This is a genomic window from Priestia taiwanensis, from assembly GCF_014638355.1.
Classification (GTDB): domain Bacteria; phylum Bacillota; class Bacilli; order Bacillales; family Bacillaceae_G; genus Priestia_D; species Priestia_D taiwanensis.
Genome location: NZ_BMFK01000005.1, coordinates 57,698 through 76,321 on the forward strand (window position 1 = coordinate 57,698; position 18,624 = coordinate 76,321).

The window sequence follows — 18,624 nt, forward strand, 5'->3', positions numbered from 1 at the left end:
GAATGCTTTACTTTAAACACCACTCAACACTCCCTCATTGTCTTCGACTTGTTTTATCTGTTCATGGAGAAAATGAATAAATGTATCTATCGTTTCTACCGTTGTATACGGTGAGATGGAGAAGAACTTCACTACTGAAATCGGAGATACTTCCTCTTTATCTACAACGTCTACCAAACAATGTCGTGTTGTATCGCCAAAGAATACCTTATCCCTTTCCGCACCGATTTGTTCAAAGATTAAGCTATTCCACTTATTTGTTTCATTAATCTCTTTCAAAGACATACGTCCCTCACATTCTTCTTCCCACTTAGGCAGGCCTTTATAAAAACGGAATGCAGTAGCTGGACCTGGATTATGATTATTCGTTACAGCAACATTTGAAAAATTAGCTAGTAGCTTATTACGGAACGTGTGGTTCACTCGAACATAGTTTGCTAATATTTGTTGATAACCCTCAATACCAAATGCCAACAATGCTGCATAAATACTAATTGCACTCCCCATTCGACTACACTCCAACGTATAACTCGTATGATAGTTTCCATATCCACGGTTACCAACATAGGGAGTCTCACATTCCTGTAAATCTAGTAACTTAAAGTCTTCCCCATTCTTCGTTACTATCAAATTGGAGATATAAGGAGTCTGACCTAATTTATGAAAATCGAAACATACACTATCCGCTACATGTAGGTATTTCATCTTTTCGCGAATTTGCATCAATCCTTGTTTGACTTCCTCTTCAAACGATAACGGATTTTGTTCAAAATCATACTCATTAAATACGCAATACATTCCGCCCATCGCTGAATCTGCGTGAATATATACCGAATTTAATGAGTATTTCTCTGTTAATTGATCAGCAATCTCCTTCATTCCTTTTACATCATCTATACCAAATGAATCAGTTGCACCTGTTGTTGCTGCAATATAAATTGGTATACCACCTTGTACTATTACTTGCTCCATTTTGTCGTGTAAATCTTGAAGATCCATTGCATGGTTATGTGGATTTGCTTTTACTGTGATTAAATGACTGCTACCAATTCCTGTTGCTTCTACAGATTTTAGTAGGCTATAGTGGGCATTTTCGGAAGCGAAGCAGTATAGATTATTCGGTATACCTTCTTCTTTTGCATGAGGAAATTGCTTTGCAATTGCTAATCGTAAACTAGTGAATACTGCACCTTGTCCGCCCCAAGTTGTATAACCCGAACTAGATTTTTCATCATATCCTACTAATTTAGACATCATAGTAACAACCTTTATCTCTGCCTCTGCCGCAGCTGGTCCATATACATCCCATAAACCATTACTATTTAATAAACTTGCTGTTAATGATCCTAATAAACCTGGAATGCTAGCCATAGGGATGGCATTTGTCACATAGTTTCTCGTTTGATAAGGATGGCCTTCACTTAAACTTACCAACGTATCTACCACTTCCTCTAACGCAATACCTTTGGAGGGCGTTTCACTATTTTTAATAATAGATTCGTAATAGTCATCTGACTTTTCCTTTAATTCCCCGAGCATCGTTTGAGCTGGATTTTTAAGTGAATCGATATTTTTCACTAACATTTCTATCAATGATAGGAAATGTCTCTGACTGTCTTCGTTTCCATCTTCACTTGGAAATAATCGTTGAATTTGTTGTAACTCTTTCATATTCTATCTCTCCTCATCTCTCGTTGTAGTTTATAACAAGCAGATAGAGCAATACTATCTACCTATATTTATCGGATACAAGACATATTACCTATCACATCCAATAGTTCCTATATCGGTATAATGTATAGAATATGAAGAGAAAAAGAATTTCTTACGAAAGTTGTAACAAAATCTTTTAGCATTTTATTCTCTTGTTATCTGTCAAAAGTATTATTTTATAAACAAACTAAAAAAGACTTTCTTACAATAAATTGTAAGAAAGTCTTTACTACTACATTTTTTCTGGTGCAGATACACCAATTAATGCTAGTGCATTTTGAATTGTAATTTGAACTGCTTTCATTAAATCATAACGAGCTTTTGATTTCTCCATATTTTCTGTGTCTAATACTTTTTCTGCATTGTAGAAGCTATGAAGTGTTTGTGCTAACTCGAATACATAATTTGTCATACGGTGTGGAATACGCTTCGTTGCTGCTTCAGATACTGCTGCTGGGAATTCACCCATTTTCTTCAGAAGATCGAATTCTTTCTCTGAATCGATTAATTTGTAATTCACATCACTTGCATTCGCTAAGCCTAGCTCTTCTCCTTGACGAAGAATTGAGCATACACGTGCGTGTGCATATTGTGAGTAGAATACTGGATTTTCATTTGATTTCGATACGGCTAAGTCCATGTCAAAGTCTAAATGCGAATCACAACTACGCATTGCAAAGAAGTAACGCATTGCATCTACTCCTACTTCTTCCATTAACTCACGAAGTGTAACAGCCTTACCCGTACGTTTTGACATTTTCATCTTTTCGCCGTTTTGGTATAGTTGAACCATTTGGATGATTTCTACTTCTAACGTATCTTTTTCGTGACCAAGCGCTTGAATAGCAGCCTTCATACGTGGAATATATCCGTGGTGGTCTGCACCCCAAATGTTAATTAACTTGTTAAAACCACGCTCGATTTTATCACGGTGATAGGCAATATCTGGTGTTAAATATGTGTAAGAGCCATCTTGCTTAATTAATACACGATTTTTATCATCTCCGTATGTTGTAGAACGGAACCATGTTGCTCCTTCTTCTTCATAAATTTCATCACGTGCTTTTAAATCAGCTAGTGCTTCATCAATCTTACCGTTTTTATATAATGATGTTTCTGAATACCATACATCAAACTCTACACCAAATGTTTTTAGGTCGCGTTTTAATTTTTCTAATTCGTATTTTAATCCATACTCACGGAAGAAGTTATATGCTTCTTCACCGTCTACATTTGCATATTTATCACCGAATTCTTCTGCTAATTGCTTTCCGATTCCAATGATATCTTGGCCATGGTAGCCGTCTTCTGGCATTTCTTTCTCTAATCCTAGTGCTTGCATATAACGAGCTTCAACAGAAAGAGCTAAGTTATGAATTTGGTTACCTGCATCGTTAATGTAATACTCACGAGAAACATCATATCCTGCTTTTGCTAGGACGTTGCAAAGTGTCGCACCAACTGCCGCACCACGGGCATGTCCTAAGTGAAGGTCTCCTGTTGGATTCGCAGATACGAACTCTACTTGTACTTTCTCATTGTTACCAACAGTCGTTTCACCGTATTTCCCACCAGCTTCAAGAATAGTAGGAATGATATCTGTTAAATAACTATTGTCCATGTAAAAGTTAATGAATCCTGGACCAGCAATCTCAATTTTCTCAACAGATGCTTTCGCTTTATCCAAATTAGCTACTAATTCTTCTGCAATCATACGAGGTGCTTTTTTTGCTACACGTGCTAATTGCATTGCTGTATTTGTTGAGAAATCTCCGTTCGCTTTATCTTTTGGTGACTCTAGCATTACTTCTGGTAATTGCTCTTCCGTTGCTAAGCCAGCTTTCAGCACTGCTTCTTTAATTTCTTGTTTAAGTATATCTTTTACTTGTTCTAAACTATTCATGGTGATCCTCCTTGAAATTAATCGTAATCGTATATCTACCAGCTTCATTTCCTTGAAGAAGTAACTGATACGTCACAAATAATGATCCTTTTTTCGTTTTTTCCGACCATTGAACAAGAACGTTATCTGTTTTCGTATCCATTGAAAATTGTCCTAACGTATTTTGGTATGTCCCCTGCGTCCAATGTCCTTTTTTATACACCTGGCGCATCGAAACAACACCCGAACGCATGATTAACACTTCATCGTCGTACATTTTCACAATCGTCTTTATTTCCCCTTGTTCATGAGGCTCTTGAAAAGTTAAATATCTATTTTTACCCTTTTCATAGTATAGACCATTTGTATCAAATGCAACAGTCTCTTTTCGCTTGCCATCTCGTATTTCTGTTACAAATTTAAGTTTTATTGGTAAACCTTTTTGTTCATTACTCACCACTTGCAACACCTTTCCATTCCTGTGAATACACTTAAGTATAATCGTTCCCTATCATTCCTTCAACAGCGACTAAAACATTCCTATTAATATAAAAAAAGGCGTCTTATCGACGCCCTTTTTTATTCTAAAGCTTAAACTTCTTCATTTCTTCTACCATTTCTTCAGTAACTGCCTTTAATTGTCTAGAAGTCGTTGAAACTTGGTCAGAAGATGCGTACATCTCTTCAGATGCACTTGCTATTTCTTCCGAAGAAGCAGATGTTTCTTCTGCCATCGCTGCGCTACTTTCCATTTGTGCTAAAATTGTATCCTTTTGCTGATTAATAAATTGAGAAGATTCTCGAATCGCCTCGATTTTCGGATTAATTCGCTCCACTTCTTGTGTAATACCTTGGAAAGATTGAATGGCAACATTAATATCCTTCTTCTGTTTCTGCAATTCCTCATTTACTTGATGCGTATTTTCTACCATCTTGTCTGATTCTTGCATTACTTTACTAATTAGTTCTGTAATTTGCTGAGATGAATTACGTGATTGCTCCGCTAATTTACGCACTTCATTCGCAACAACCGCAAATCCTTTTCCTGCTTCTCCTGCACGCGCCGATTCAATGGCAGCATTTAATGCTAATAAATTCGTTTGGTCGGCAATTGTATTAATAAGCGATGTAATATTCGTTACTTCTTGTAAACTCTCTCCAACATTCGCCGTCATTGTTACTAAATGTGCAAAAGATTCATTCACATGTTCAACAGATTGGACAACTTGCTTCATTTCACGATCACTTTCATGTGCCACTGAATGAATCGCATATGTATTCTCACCAATCTCACGAATATCACTAGACATTGCTACTAACTTCTCATTAAACTCATTTAATAATGACGTAACGTGACTTGCCTCTTCTGCGTGTACATTCGTTCCTTTTGCAATATCTTGAATAGATGCAGTTACATTCTCACAAGACGATTTCATTTCATCTGAAATTTGATGTAAATTAGTAGATTCTTGGTCAATTGTAAGTGATTTTTCTTTAATTGCACCAATCATACTAGCAAAATTCTCTACTGAAGACTTTAATGCACTTTTCATTTTCCCAAACTCCGTATTGCTATCAACATGAATTTCAGTAGATAGGTCACCTTTTGAAATCTCTTGCAATAAATAAATCATCTCTTTTGATGATTTACGAATAGAGTAAATCACCCAACATGCTAATAAGCAAATAAGTACACTACATATAATAGCCATCGCCATGAATAAACGTTGACTTCCATTATATACATCAGCACTATCACTGACTAATTCTTCTACTTCTTTTACTTGTATATCTCTAAATTCACGAATAGACTCTTCTGCTTTCGCCCCAAGTTCTAACAGTTCTTTTTGTAAGTCTGCTGGTACTGCTTCATTTTTCTCTAAATAGACAACTGCTTCTTTCCATTTAGTAAAATAACTTTTTCCAACCGCCTCAACTTTTGTTACTACTTCCTTTTCTTTATCAGATAAACCAAATGAGCGTAGTCTATTAACACTCACATCAAGGTTTTTTGCATACTTCTCCATTGTTTCATTCGCTTTATTATCGTACTCATGCAACGCATTTGCAAATGAGACGCGCATATTTAAGAACATTGCTCGTAAACTAATTGTTTCCGTAATTGGTACTGTTCCTTCTTCGTACATAGCTGTTGTATTTTCATTCATCTTTTTCATATTTGTATACCCTATTACTCCAAGGGATACTAAGAAGAAAAGTGAAATTGCCGCCATCATTATAATAAATGTGGATAGTTTCACATGTTGTAACTTTTTAAGCATATTTGTTCTCCTCTCGTTGCATTTGTTATAATCCACCAAATGTGTTTTTATTTATAAAAACCACATACTATTTATCGGTCTACTAAAAAGGATTTTTAACAACATGCGAAATAGTCGCACAATTAATCTGTGTGCGACTATTTCTTCCTAAAAGAAACAAGTATACTGTTAGATTCTAAATTTCTTCACTTCTTCTAACATTTCAGTAGTCATGTGTGACAGAGTCGCTGCCGTAGCGGATACTTGCTCGGAGGACGCAAACATTTCTTCCGATGCTGCAGCAATTTCTTCTGCTGAAGCTGATGTTTCTTCTGCAATGGCTGCACTTTCCTCTACCTTTTCTAAGATACTATTCTTTTGATGATGAATGAATTGCGATGCAACAGTCATTGATTCAATCTTCGGGTGAATAGCCTCCACTTCTTCACGAATACGATGGAAGGAACCTATAGCAACATGAATATCCTTCTTCTGCTTGTCTAACTCTTGCTTCATTTGTTTTGTGTTCTCAATCATATCATTTGCTTCGACTAATACTTTCGTAATTAAATCTGTAATATGTTTTGATGAAACTCTCGATTGTTCAGCTAACTTGCGTACCTCATTCGCTACAACCGCAAAGCCTTTACCAGCTTCCCCTGCACGAGCTGATTCAATTGCTGCATTTAATGCCAATAGATTCGTTTGATCTGCGATTGTATTAATAACATTTGTGATGTCGTTCACTTGCTGAAGCGTACTTCCTACATTATTCGTTAGTTGAATTACTTCATGGAACGCAACATCTACACCTTCTACCGACATTACTACTTGCTGCATATCATGATTGCTACTATTGGCTAGTGTATGAATATTCTTCGTATTTTGATCAATTTCTTTCATTGCCTGAATCATCTCTTCTAACTTTTCATTAAATGCATATAACACATCTGTCATTGCTATAGAATCCTCTGCCTGCGCAGCTGTTCCCTCAGCAATATCTTGAATAGAAGAAGATACATTTTCACAAGAGTTTGACATCTCTGTTGAAATTACTTCTAGTTGATTCGAAGATTGGTGAACAAACATTGATTTTTCTTGAATTAATGCCACCATTACCGCAATTTTTTCTATCGCTTCCTGTAGAGAGTGTTTCATTTGACCAAATTCTGTTACCTTTTCGTCATTCTCTATTTGAATAGAGAAGTCACCTGACGCCACTTCATCTAACGTAGTAATCATTTCTTTTGAAGTACGCTGTAAATGTCGAATGATAATAATTGCTAATAATGCGATTATTATTAAACACACTACTGAAATAATGACGAATATGCGTATATTGCTTTTATAAATATCCTCACTATCTGCTGCTAATACTTTTGCTTCTTCTACTTTTTCTGTACGTAGAATCCGAACTTTCTCTTCTGCTAGATCCCCTAATTCTGTTATTTCTTCTTTCAATTCCGCTGGAACAGGCTCATTTTCTAGTAAAAATGGACGACTCTTCTCCCAATTCGCTTCATACTTTTCTTTCAAATCTTCCAATTCATCCATCATTTTTTTATCTTCTTCTCGAATGTCATACTTACGGAAATTACTCATATGCATATCAAGACGTTCTATGTAATAGTTCATTTTTTCATTTGTTTCTGTACTATATCCAAGAAAACCTTCTTGTGCTACAAGCCTCATATTCAAGAACATTGCTCGTAAGCTAATCGTTTCGACGAGCGGCAATGTTTGCTTTTCATACATGGCTGTTGTATTCTCGTTTAATTTCTTCATACTGGAATAGCCAAGAAAGCCAAGAGAAGCAATAGAAAAAAATGCTAATATGACGATAACCCGCATCTTGGTGGCTACTTTTAGTTGCTTAATTCGCTTGAACATATGTTTTACCCCTTTGTTTATATAGACTACAGCTCAACTTCTCCATCTAGGTACAAGACAAAAAAACAGCAAGCCAGTGTATAATTTAATAACTATGGCTTACTGTTTCTTTCATTACTTATTCTTTTGAACCCATCCTAATAGCATTTCACGGATGAACTTAGACGCAGCAATTTGCGTTTGTTCACTTGAATCGTATGCTGGAGCTACTTCTACTAAATCTGCACCAACAACACAAATATCTGACTTCGTAATCGCTGTAATCGATTCTAATAATTCTTTTGATGTAATACCACCAGCTTCTGCTGTTCCTGTTCCAGGGGCATGAGCTGGGTCTAATACGTCAATATCAATTGTCACATAAACAGGGCGTCCCGCTAATGTTGGTAATACATTTTTTAATGGTTCTAACACGTCAAACTTGTACATGTGCATGCCTGATTCCTTCGCATATTGGAATTCTTCACGCATACCAGAACGAATGCCAAATGAGTAGACGTTCTCTGCTCCAATTAATCCACATGCTTTGCGAATTGGTGTTGAGTGAGATAAAGGCTCTCCTTCATACTCTTCACGTAAATCTGCATGAGCATCAATATGGATAATTGCTAAGTCTGGATACTTCTTGTACATTGCCTTAAAAATTGGCCATGAAACAAGGTGTTCTCCCCCCATACCTAATGGGAATTTTCCTGCTTCGATAATACTCCCTACATAGTCTTCAATCATATCAAGACTGCGCTGTGCATTACCGAATGGAAGTGGAATATCACCTGCATCGAAGTATTTTACTTCTTCTAGATGACGATCGATGTATGGGCTGTACTCTTCTAATCCTAATGATACTTCACGGATACGAGCCGGACCGAAACGTGAACCTGGGCGGAAACTAACTGTCCAGTCCATTGGCATACCATAAATAATTGCCTCTGCTGTTTCTACATCTTTGTGACTTCCAATAAATACATTTCCTGAATATGCTTCATCAAATCGCATCACATATGCCTCCTTACTTCACTAAATCGCCAACGAATCGTGGTAATACGAATGCTGCCTTATGAAGCTCTTTCGTATAGTACTTCGTGTCGATTTCATGGAAGCGCTCTTCACTTACCTCTAATGGATCGTGCTTCTTAGAACCCATTGTAAATGTCCACATACCACTTGGATACGTTGGGATATTTGCAATGTAAAGACGCGTTACCGGGAAGATTTCTTTCACATCACGTGATACTTGTGAAATTAAATCTGCTTTGAACCACGGGTTGTCCGTTTGCGCTACAAAGATTCCATCTTCTTTTAACGCTTTTGAAATTCCTGCGTAGAAACCTTTTGAGAATAAATTCACAGCTGGTCCTACAGGCTCTGTTGAATCAACCATAATAACATCATACTCGTTCTCACTTTGTGCAATATGCATAAAGCCATCGCCTACTTTTACTTCTACACGTGCATTGTCTAACTCGCCTGCAATAGAAGGTAAATATTTCTTCGAGTATTCAATTACTTTGCCATCAATTTCAACTAATGTCGCTTTCTTTACACTTGGATGCTTTAACACTTCACGAATAACGCCACCGTCTCCACCACCAACAACTAATACGTTCTCTGGGTTCGGGTGTGTGAATAAAGGTACATGTGCTACCATTTCATGATACACAAACTCGTCTTTCTCTGTTGTCATTACCATGCCATCTAATACTAACATGTTACCAAATTCTTCTGTTTCAATCATATCAAGCTTCTGAAACTCCGTCTGCTCGCTATGTAAAGTGTTTTTTATTTTCGCGGTAATACCAAAACTCTTGGTTTGCTTTTCTGTATACCATAATTCCAATTTTCCTTCATCTCCTTCAATTTTACATATGTGAGAATTTTCTTCACTAATACAAAATAAAATAAATCTTCGAAAAAGTACAGTATTATTTTCATTTCAAATTTTTTCGCTACTAATCTACCATTTTTCAATAGATAAAAGACGTTTAAAACAAGCCTCCTCATTCCATACTGAATAAAGAAAAACAAACGGTCGGAGGCGCTTTATATGAACACAAAAAGGAAAATAAGCAGTAGAATACATAAATACATTCGAGCACTTACTATTATTAGTTGCTTCACTACTTTCTTTTTAGCAACAATTATTTTATCTATCTATTTGCTAGCAAAATTAGCTGGCCCTCCATCTCTTGCCGTACCCGAAACGACATTCTTTTATGACGATAGCAATAAACTATTAGAAACTGATTATCACAATGAAAAAAGACATTGGATTCCTTTAGAAAAAATGGCCCCTGCTATTATCGATGCAACCATATCTATTGAAGATCGACGATTTGAAACACATCACGGATTTGATTTCCATCGTATTGTCGGTGCACTTATTGCAGATATAAAAGCAATGGGGAAAGTACAAGGAGCAAGTACCATTACCCAACAATACGCTCGCAACTTATATTTGGATAAAGAAAAAACATGGAAACGAAAATGGATGGAGGCTGTATACACAGTACGGTTAGAAGCTAATTATGCGAAAGAAGATATTTTAGAAGGGTATTTAAATACCATTTATTATGGACATGGTGTATATGGCATAGAGGCTGCAGCAAATCTATATTTCCAAAAACAAGCACGTGATGTCACGCTTGAAGAGGCTGCATTACTTGCTGCTATTCCGAAAGGACCAAGCTATTATTCCCCATTTCTTGATCCGATAAAAGCAAAAGAACGACGAGATTTAGTCTTACAGGCCATGCATGACAATAAGCTCCTCTCGGAAGAAGCGTTAAAAATGGCTATTCAAATACCTTTACAACTTGCTACTCCTCAGCATGAAAAGGAAAAGAGCATGGTTGCACCCTATTTTCAAGATGCAATGAAACAAGAATTACAAACGAAGACAGGTATTGATGCAGAAACGATAAAAAAAGGCGGCTTACATATATACACAACCATTAATACTCCTCTACAGCAACTAGCAGAGAAACAACTACACACATCGATTCCACACACATCCAAGCTAGAAGCATCCTTCCTCGCTATGGATGCACAATCAGGTGAAGTAAAAGCACTTATTGGAGGGCGCTCTTATGAAAAAAGTCCTTTCAACCGAGCTATGCAAGCCGTACGCCAACCAGGTTCTACCTTTAAGCCATTGTTATATTACGCAGCACTAGAAAATGGTTATACCTCTGCAACAAAGTTAAAGAGTGAACCAACCACATTCAAAGAAGAAAGCAGTCCCGATGCATATACGCCACATAACATAAACAATGTATATGGAAATAGATTCATTACACTAGCTGAAGCACTCGCTCTTTCCGATAATATTTATGCAGTAAAAACCCACCTTTCTCTCGGAAAAGAAACACTCGTTGAAACGGCAAAGCGATTTGGTATCCACTCTCCACTAGACGCTGTTCCATCACTCGCATTAGGTACCTCCCCTGTCACACTAGCTGATATGACAAGTGCATATGGCATGATTGCAAATGGAGGAAAACATATTTCTCCATTTTTCATTAAACGAGTTATCGACCAAGCTGGGAATGTTTTATATGATGCACACATCGAACAAGAAAATGAATTAGATAAATCTGTAACATTTATCTTATCCCAACTCATGACAGGAATGTTCGACCATCGTTTGAACAGTTATCATCCTGTAACAGGCCATGCGATTTCTTCTAAACTAACGAGACAATATGCAGGGAAATCTGGTACAACAAATACTGACAGTTGGATGATTGGATTTACACCAACTCTCGTATCCGGAGTATGGATTGGCTACGATGAAGGTAGAAAACTAGAAACAAAACAAGAACAACAATTAGCCAAAAACATTTGGGCAACCTTTATGGAAGAAGGGTTAAAGCATACCGAACGAAGCACATTTGAACAACCAGCCAACGTCGTTTCTCTATCTGTCGACCCCCATAGTGGTCTTCTTGCGACAGAAGCATGCCCAGCTGCAAAGCCAATGTATTTCGTTAAAGGAACCGAACCAACTGAACATTGTACAACTCAAAAACAACAAGAAGAAACACCATCTCAAGAAAAATGGTATAGAAGATGGCTACCGTTCTAATATTTCCTAATAATAGAAGAAAAAGCCCAAGTGATGGGGGTCACTTGGGCCTTTTCTTTGTCCTAGTTCTATCTATGGATAGACTTTCCTATAGTGTACATAATTTAGAACGAAATGTACAAATATATGCGTCGTTTATGCTTGCAGACCTTGCTTTAATTCTTCTTTCGAACGCTCCCACATGCCTGCATCATGATTTACTAAAAACTGTGCTAATACTTTCTTTGATTTCTCATCCATGAAATCAACCATAATGTGACGCTTTAATGACTTATCCATTTTATTAACGTGCTCTGGTAATGACTTATAACCACGGCGAATTTCACGGTCTACTGTCATTTCACAAGCCGTCACACCTGCATAATATGGGCCTTCTTCCGTGCGTTCAATCGTTACCCATACAAGCCAATATGGTTTCCCATTTGGTACTTCTTCTTTATTCATTAAAAATTTAATCCCTTTTTCCACCACACTACGTGCATGCATTGCACCTAAATCAACGAATGCTTCTTCTTCTGTTACATCTACAATAACAGGAGACATGTTCTCTAAACTAAGCGCACCAACACCGAATCCACCATGTCCACTTGTTGAATCATTCTTTAAAATGTTAAAACCAATGCTTTTTTTCTTTTGTTCAGCCATATATATACCCTCCTTCTAATAACCGAATAATGGACCTATAATACCATATAATACGCTAATTACAAACGGAATAGCTACCTTGAAAATTGGTGTGAAAATATATGAGCCAAGTGGTGTAATAACTAAGAATAAGAAAATAAAGCCACCGTACGGTTCAATTGAAATCATTTTCGAACGAATATTATCTGGAGCTAAATCTTCTAAAATACGGTATCCATCTAATGGTGGGAATGGAATTAAGTTAAACACAAATAACATTACATTTAAAAAGACTAGCATGTTGAATAAATCTCGCACGAATTCATCCATTCTTGGTAAGATGGCATCTAGCGCCTGTACTAAATGAAAATTAATTAGTGCTTCCCATATAAAAATGCCAAGGAATGCAATAATTAAATTACTTAATGGGCCAGCGAGTGCAACTAACACACCCGCTAAACGAGGGCGTTTAAAATACGAACGATTGACAGGTACAGGACGCGCCCAACCAAATCCAGCGATGAAAATAAGCAATGTACCAATTGGATCTAAATGTGCGATTGGATTAAGTGTTAATCTCCCCTCATTCTTTGCTGTTGGATCTCCAAATTTATATGCAACATATGCATGTGCTAATTCGTGTACAGTAAATGCAATAATTAAACTAATTGCAACAAACGGTATTTGGTCCAATTGAAACCGAAGAAATCCTTCCATATTTCTTCCCCTTTCTTCCTTTATAATCTAATATCTTCTATGTAAGAACACTACTTTCTATGCAATGGTCTCTTCATTGACCAAGAAGTTATAACAATGCTACTATGAAATTGGCTAGGCACTATAACTGCCATGCCAAAACTACCTTTACCCTCAAAGAGACAAAACAATGATCATATAGAAAGCAAATATGTTGTCACTTTCTATCAACTTGTTACAGTCAAATGGAGAGGGTTCACTTTATACATAAAGGAGCGATTGCGTATGCCATATGTGACAGTTAAAATGCTTGAAGGGCGCACAGAAGAGCAAAAAAAAGCTCTTGCTGAGAAAGTCACACAAGCAGTTAGTGAAACAACAGGTGCGCCAGCAGAAAAAGTCGTAGTATTTATCGAAGAAATGTCAAAAAACCAATATGCGGTTGGCGGAAAACGCCTAAGTGACGAGTAAATATCCACTACTCATCTTACCATACTTCGTTGAAAACTGCTTTAACGAAAGCGTTACGAATATGTTTTTTTCTGATGTCAAAAGGATGTCAAAAAGCTTTATATATCAACATATATACACATAAAGAGCCAATATTCGATATGAACATTGGCTCTTTATCCACCATTTACCTTATTTACTTTCTAGTAAACGGATGATTCTATCTTTTACATCGCGATTGTCTTCACCATTATAAATCAGGTCGTGTGGATAGAATAACTTCTTATCCGTCTGCTTCTTCCCTGAGATTGCTTCTACAATATATGACTCACGCGATAATTCACGTAATTCACCACTCGGCATTAGAAGGAGGATTGGCAGCCGTTCTTCTCCCTCCCCTTCTCGGTAGAAATCATAGGGTAAATCCGACGTAGAATCGACAACTAAATAATAAGCAGGATCGATATTTGCTTCTTTAAATAAGTGTAGAAGTTCTGACCACTCTTCTACCTCCCACTTATCTGTAAAATCTACGTACTGGAAAAACTTTCGATTCAAGAAACGGCGACATAAGTCACTTAAAATTGCATCGTCTTCTTCTTGCCACATATGAAAATAATAAGTCATGACTGCTTCATCTAATTTAATGTAATCTTCTAACGTTACTTCTTCTGCAAAAATAGAATAAAAATGAATTGGCTCATGTTTAAAATTATAATACTCGTGATGCAATTTCTTCGCCCGGTGCAAAATCTTTGCTAAAATAACTTCTGCACTGCGACTTACCGGATGGAAATAAATTTGCCAATACATTTGATAACGGCTCATAATGTAATGCTCTACTGCATGCATCCCACTATGCTTAATAACGACTTGATGCTGCTGTGGTCGCATGACACGTAATAGTCTTTCCAAATCAAAATTCCCATAACTTACACCCGTAAAATGTGCATCACGCAATAAGTAATCCATCCTATCCGCGTCAATTTGGCTGGAAATCATACTCGTTACAAGTTTATTCTTCGATGTTTTCCCAATAACCTCCGCTACTTCTTGTGGGAAAGTCGTACTTACTTTTGTTAAGACCGCATGAATTTCTGTATCCCCTAGAATAATCTTCTGTGTAAACTCTTCATGGTTTAACTTAAATACTTTTTCATATGCATGAGAGAAGGGACCGTGTCCAACATCGTGAAGCAATGCTGCACATAAGCATAACAAGCGATCATCATCATTCCACGCTTCTCTTCCTGTAAATACGTCATCAATCATACGACGAATAATTTCATATACGCCTAATGAATGACCGAAGCGGCTATGTTCTGCCCCGTGAAATGTAAAGTACGTCGTACCTAATTGTTTAATTCTGCGTAAGCGTTGAAATTCTTCCGTACCAATTAAATCCCAAATCACCTGATCACGTACGTGCACATATCTATGTACAGGGTCTTTAAATACTTTTGTTTCGCTCAATTTTTGATTGCGATAAAGCATGCTATTCCCCCTTTCTCATCTTCATTCTTACTCTCTATTATATAGCCATGGCTACAAGAAAAAAAGAAGCCGAAAAAGGAAGAAACCTTCTCTTTTCGACTTCTTTTTAAAAAGTTATTTCCCTAACTTCTTTTCAATTTTTACAATTAACTCGTCTTCTGTTGGCGCTGCTACAGGACGGTTATTAACAAAAGCAAAAGATTTCTTACGACCAGGACCACAATACGATTGACATCCAATTTTAATTTCTGCTTCTGAATCTATATTTTTTAAGCGAGGCGTTAATGTCTTAATATTTGTCGCCTGGCAATCATCACAAATTCGAAATTCGTTCGCCACGATAGACAATCCCTTCTATACAATAAACATGTTTTTTCCTAACTTTGCACTATGTCGTATTGTACCGTTTCTCTTCTATACATGCAAGTATCTGTCGAACATACCAATCTATTAACACATTAGAGTACGATGTTTGTATATTTTTCTTTTTCTCTGTCTATTCTAATACTAATTAGCCTACATAAGGTCAATAAATGAAGAATGGGAGAATACGAACTCCCTTCATGTAAAGGAGTCGAAATCATGAAAACAAGACAAGATGCTTGGACAGAAGAAAATGATTTATTGTTAGCTGAAACAGTCTTAAAACACGTACGAGAAGGTAGTACACAACTTAACGCCTTTGAAGAAGTTGGGGATATATTAAATCGAACATCCGCTGCATGTGGTTTTCGTTGGAATGCAGTTGTACGTCATCAATACGAACAGTCCTTAAAGCTGGCAAGAAAGTATTGGAAAGGAAAACAACGTACATCGAATGGAGACGAGGCTAAGAAAAAGCCATTATATCAACCTTCTATGCCATTAGTAGAGTTCCATGAAGAGGAAATGGAAACTCCAATAACTCCTACCGTTATATCACATGCAACACCTATGGTACATGCTACAGCCCCAACTACATTAACGATGCATGATATTATTGTATTTTTGCAAAGCATGGCTCATGAACATGTAACTATTCAAGCACTCCAACAAGAAAATATACGCTTGAAACAAGAAAATGAACTTATAAAAGGAAAAGCATGCGAATTAGAGGGCAAAATCGGTAAATTAGAAGCAGATTCTACATTTATTCAAGAAGACTATGAAACCCTTATGAAGATTATGAATCGTGCCCGTAAAATGGTATTATTTGATGAGGAAGACAGAAACATAGTAGCATCTTCATTTCGAATGGACAAAAACGGAAATTTAGAACGAATTGCAGAGTAACAGGAAGCCTAGCATAGACTTCCTGTTTTTTTTTCAGTACAATTTGAAAAGAAACAATCTACTAGACTTATTTCATAGGGGAAGAAACAATGAATAAAAGTACTTTATTGCACCAAGAAGCGTGGCGTTTCATCGATCAATCGACACTTGGCCCACTCTTCCATGGTATCCAATCATTTGCGATGGATGATACACTATGCACATCAGTCGGAAATGGAACCTCCCATGCTACATGCCGTACGTGGGTACATCACAATACAGTCGTTCTTGGTATTCAAGATACGAAACTACCTTATTTAGAAGATGGTGTGACATTTCTTAAGGAACAAGGTTATAACGTTATCGTACGCAACTCTGGCGGGCTTGCTGTTGTATTAGATGAGGGCGTATTAAATATCTCGCTTATTCTTCCAGAAGCAGAGAGAAGCATTGATATTGATGCTGGATATGACGCTATGTGGCAGCTTATTCAAGATATGTTTGCTGATTTTGATGTAAATATTGAAGCAAAAGAAATTGTAGGATCATACTGTCCAGGAAGCTATGACTTAAGCATACGAGACCAAAAATTCGCGGGTATTTCTCAACGTCGCATCCGAAAAGGAATCGCGGTCCAAATCTATCTTTGTATTGATAACAGTGGAGCAGAACGTGCAGCGCTTATTCAGCATTTCTATGAGAAAGCGTTAAAAGGCACTGAAACAAAATTTGAATATCCAACAATCGTACCAAAAACGATGGCTTCATTAAGTGAATTGACAAATACAAACTTAACAGTAGCAGACGTCATGTTACGCCTCATGAAGACATTGCACGGATACGGAGGAGCTTTGCAACCAGAAGGATTAACTGAAGAAGAACATACGTTATACGAACATCATTTAAAGCGCATGATTGATCGTAATGAAAAAGCACTAGGTTCCCTCTTTTCTACTTACAGATAAATGGATCTAAATAGAAAGAAGGATGTACACGTGAAATTCAACTTTCAAGTAATTTGTTTACTCGCTATTATCTGTAATACGGTTATGTTATATGTAGGGACAACGACAATAGCGGAAGTAATTCTTGGCATGTTAAGCGTACTGTGGCTTAGCCTATTCATGAAAAAGAACCGTAACAAAGAAAATATTTTCAAGTAACAACACAGCATGTACTAGAAATCGTAACTTCTCTGTCTGTACAGCGACAGTACATATGAACAAAAAAAGCGAGTAGAACACTATGTTCTACTCGCTTTTGATTTATTAGATTGCTTGTGCTGCTGTAATTAATGTTAACTTGTATACATCGTCTGTGCTGCAGCCACGAGATAAATCATTTACTGGCATATTTAGACCTTGAAGGATTGGGCCTACTGCATCAAATCCACCTAAACGCTGAGCAATCTTGTAGCCAATGTTACCAGCTTCTAAGCTTGGGAATACGAATACGTTTGCATCACCTTTTAATACTGAACCTGGTGCTTTCGAAGCTGCTACAGATGGTACAAATGCCGCATCAAACTGGAACTCACCATCTAATGTTAAGTTCGGTGCCATTTCTTGTGCGATACGTGTTGCTTCTACTACTTTTTCTGTTTCAGGAGATTTCGCTGAACCTTTTGTTGAGAAGCTTAGCATTGCAACGCGTGGGGCAATACCGAATAATTCAGCTGTCTTCGAGCTCTCGATTGCGATTTCAGCTAAGTCTTGGCTGTTTGGTGAAATGTTGATTGCACAGTCAGCCATTACGTATTTCTCTTCACCACGAACCATGATGAATACACCAGATGTTTTTGAAACGCCTGGTTTTGTCTTAATGATTTGTAATGCTGGGCGCACTGTATCTGCTGTTGAATGTACTGCTCCACTTACTAAACCATGTGCTTTTCCTGTATATACTAACATTGTACCGAAGTAGTTTGCGTCTTTTAAGATTTGACGTGCTTGCTCTTCTGTTGCTTTTCCTTTACGGCGTTCTACGAAAGAAGCTACTAACTCATCCATGCCATCGAAGTTTTCTGGATCATAGATTTCTACACCATCAACTGATACATTTAATTCTGCTGCTTTTGCTTTAATCGCATCTGTATTACCAACTAAAATCGGCTGTACTACTTTTTCAGATGCAAGACGAGCTGCTGCTCCTAGAATACGCTCGTCCATTCCTTCTGGTAAAACAATCTTAATATCTTTGCCTTGCACTTTTTCTTTCACTGCATTAAATAAATCGCTCACTGAAAATCCTCCTAAGTATATATAGCATTATTATTAGCA

General features: G+C 37.1%; 17 protein-coding genes. 5 read left to right on the forward strand and 12 right to left on the reverse strand.

Annotated elements, in window-relative coordinates:
• Nucleotides 1-12: 12 nt before the first annotated feature.
• The 7 genes from IEV41_RS17380 to speE all read right to left on the reverse strand — a co-directional run bounded on the left by IEV41_RS17380 (nucleotide 13) and on the right by speE (nucleotide 9,583).
• A complete protein-coding gene (locus tag IEV41_RS17380; protein WP_188389783.1) occupies nucleotides 13-1,671 on the reverse strand; it encodes a pyridoxal phosphate-dependent decarboxylase family protein in 1,659 nt (552 codons plus the stop codon).
• A 274-nt stretch (nucleotides 1,672-1,945) separates the two neighbouring features.
• A complete protein-coding gene (gene argS / locus IEV41_RS17385; protein WP_188389784.1) occupies nucleotides 1,946-3,616 on the reverse strand; it encodes an arginine--tRNA ligase in 1,671 nt (556 codons plus the stop codon).
• Entirely contained in the window at nucleotides 3,609-4,052 is a 444-nt protein-coding gene (locus IEV41_RS17390; protein ID WP_188389785.1) for a YwiB family protein, read from the reverse strand. Before IEV41_RS17390 ends, argS begins: the two co-directional genes overlap by 8 nt.
• Before the next feature lie 127 nt (nucleotides 4,053-4,179).
• Nucleotides 4,180-5,877 carry a methyl-accepting chemotaxis protein gene (locus IEV41_RS17395; protein ID WP_188389786.1) on the reverse strand — a complete coding sequence of 566 codons (1,698 nt, stop codon included), beginning with the start codon at nucleotides 5,875-5,877 and terminating at the stop codon, nucleotides 4,180-4,182.
• Between the two features lie 168 nt (nucleotides 5,878-6,045).
• Nucleotides 6,046-7,746 carry a methyl-accepting chemotaxis protein gene (locus IEV41_RS17400; RefSeq protein ID WP_188389787.1) on the reverse strand — a complete coding sequence of 567 codons (1,701 nt, stop codon included), beginning with the start codon at nucleotides 7,744-7,746 and terminating at the stop codon, nucleotides 6,046-6,048.
• 114 nt (nucleotides 7,747-7,860) lie between these two features.
• Nucleotides 7,861-8,742 (reverse strand): agmatinase, encoded by an 882-nt coding sequence (speB, locus tag IEV41_RS17405; RefSeq protein WP_188389788.1) that lies wholly within the window; start codon nucleotides 8,740-8,742, stop codon nucleotides 7,861-7,863.
• 13 nt (nucleotides 8,743-8,755) lie between these two features.
• Nucleotides 8,756-9,583, reverse strand: a complete 828-nt coding sequence (gene speE, locus IEV41_RS17410; protein WP_188389789.1) for a polyamine aminopropyltransferase — start codon at nucleotides 9,581-9,583, stop codon at nucleotides 8,756-8,758.
• Between the two features lie 207 nt (nucleotides 9,584-9,790).
• Between speE and IEV41_RS17415 the strand changes: the two genes are divergently transcribed.
• Nucleotides 9,791-11,830 (forward strand): transglycosylase domain-containing protein, encoded by a 2,040-nt coding sequence (locus IEV41_RS17415; RefSeq protein WP_188389790.1) that lies wholly within the window; start codon nucleotides 9,791-9,793, stop codon nucleotides 11,828-11,830.
• Between the two features lie 135 nt (nucleotides 11,831-11,965).
• On the opposite strand, the gene IEV41_RS17420 is transcribed toward IEV41_RS17415, so the two are convergent.
• On the reverse strand, nucleotides 11,966-12,475 hold the full coding sequence (locus IEV41_RS17420) for a YwhD family protein (protein WP_188389791.1): 510 nt from the start codon (nucleotides 12,473-12,475) through the stop codon (nucleotides 11,966-11,968).
• 15 nt (nucleotides 12,476-12,490) lie between these two features.
• Nucleotides 12,491-13,171 (reverse strand): site-2 protease family protein, encoded by a 681-nt coding sequence (locus IEV41_RS17425; protein WP_188389792.1) that lies wholly within the window; start codon nucleotides 13,169-13,171, stop codon nucleotides 12,491-12,493.
• Between the two features lie 264 nt (nucleotides 13,172-13,435).
• Between IEV41_RS17425 and thmT the strand changes: the two genes are divergently transcribed.
• Complete coding sequence (thmT, locus tag IEV41_RS17430) at nucleotides 13,436-13,621, forward strand: 2-hydroxymuconate tautomerase (RefSeq protein WP_188389793.1); 186 nt, start codon at nucleotides 13,436-13,438, stop codon at nucleotides 13,619-13,621.
• Between the two features lie 171 nt (nucleotides 13,622-13,792).
• Here the strand turns inward: thmT and IEV41_RS17435 are convergent, their stop codons facing one another.
• Entirely contained in the window at nucleotides 13,793-15,094 is a 1,302-nt protein-coding gene (locus IEV41_RS17435; protein WP_188389794.1) for an HD domain-containing protein, read from the reverse strand.
• A gap of 114 nt (nucleotides 15,095-15,208) precedes the next feature.
• Nucleotides 15,209-15,433: a YuzB family protein gene (locus tag IEV41_RS17440; RefSeq protein WP_188389795.1), complete on the reverse strand. Its 225-nt coding sequence runs from the start codon at nucleotides 15,431-15,433 to the stop codon at nucleotides 15,209-15,211.
• A 243-nt stretch (nucleotides 15,434-15,676) separates the two neighbouring features.
• Between IEV41_RS17440 and IEV41_RS17445 the strand changes: the two genes are divergently transcribed.
• The 3 genes from IEV41_RS17445 (at nucleotide 15,677) to IEV41_RS17455 (ending at nucleotide 17,508) form a co-directional block, all read left to right on the forward strand.
• Nucleotides 15,677-16,366, forward strand: coding sequence for an RsfA family transcriptional regulator (locus IEV41_RS17445; RefSeq protein WP_188389796.1), 690 nt, complete (start codon nucleotides 15,677-15,679; stop codon nucleotides 16,364-16,366).
• A gap of 89 nt (nucleotides 16,367-16,455) precedes the next feature.
• Nucleotides 16,456-17,310, forward strand: a complete 855-nt coding sequence (gene lipL, locus IEV41_RS17450; RefSeq protein WP_188389797.1) for an octanoyl-[GcvH]:protein N-octanoyltransferase — start codon at nucleotides 16,456-16,458, stop codon at nucleotides 17,308-17,310.
• Between the two features lie 30 nt (nucleotides 17,311-17,340).
• Nucleotides 17,341-17,508, forward strand: a complete 168-nt coding sequence (locus tag IEV41_RS17455; RefSeq protein ID WP_188389798.1) for a hypothetical protein — start codon at nucleotides 17,341-17,343, stop codon at nucleotides 17,506-17,508.
• A 105-nt stretch (nucleotides 17,509-17,613) separates the two neighbouring features.
• Here IEV41_RS17455 and pta read toward each other — a convergent pair whose 3' ends face one another.
• Nucleotides 17,614-18,585, reverse strand: a complete 972-nt coding sequence (gene pta, locus IEV41_RS17460) for a phosphate acetyltransferase (RefSeq protein ID WP_188389799.1) — start codon at nucleotides 18,583-18,585, stop codon at nucleotides 17,614-17,616.
• Nucleotides 18,586-18,624 lie beyond the last annotated feature (39 nt).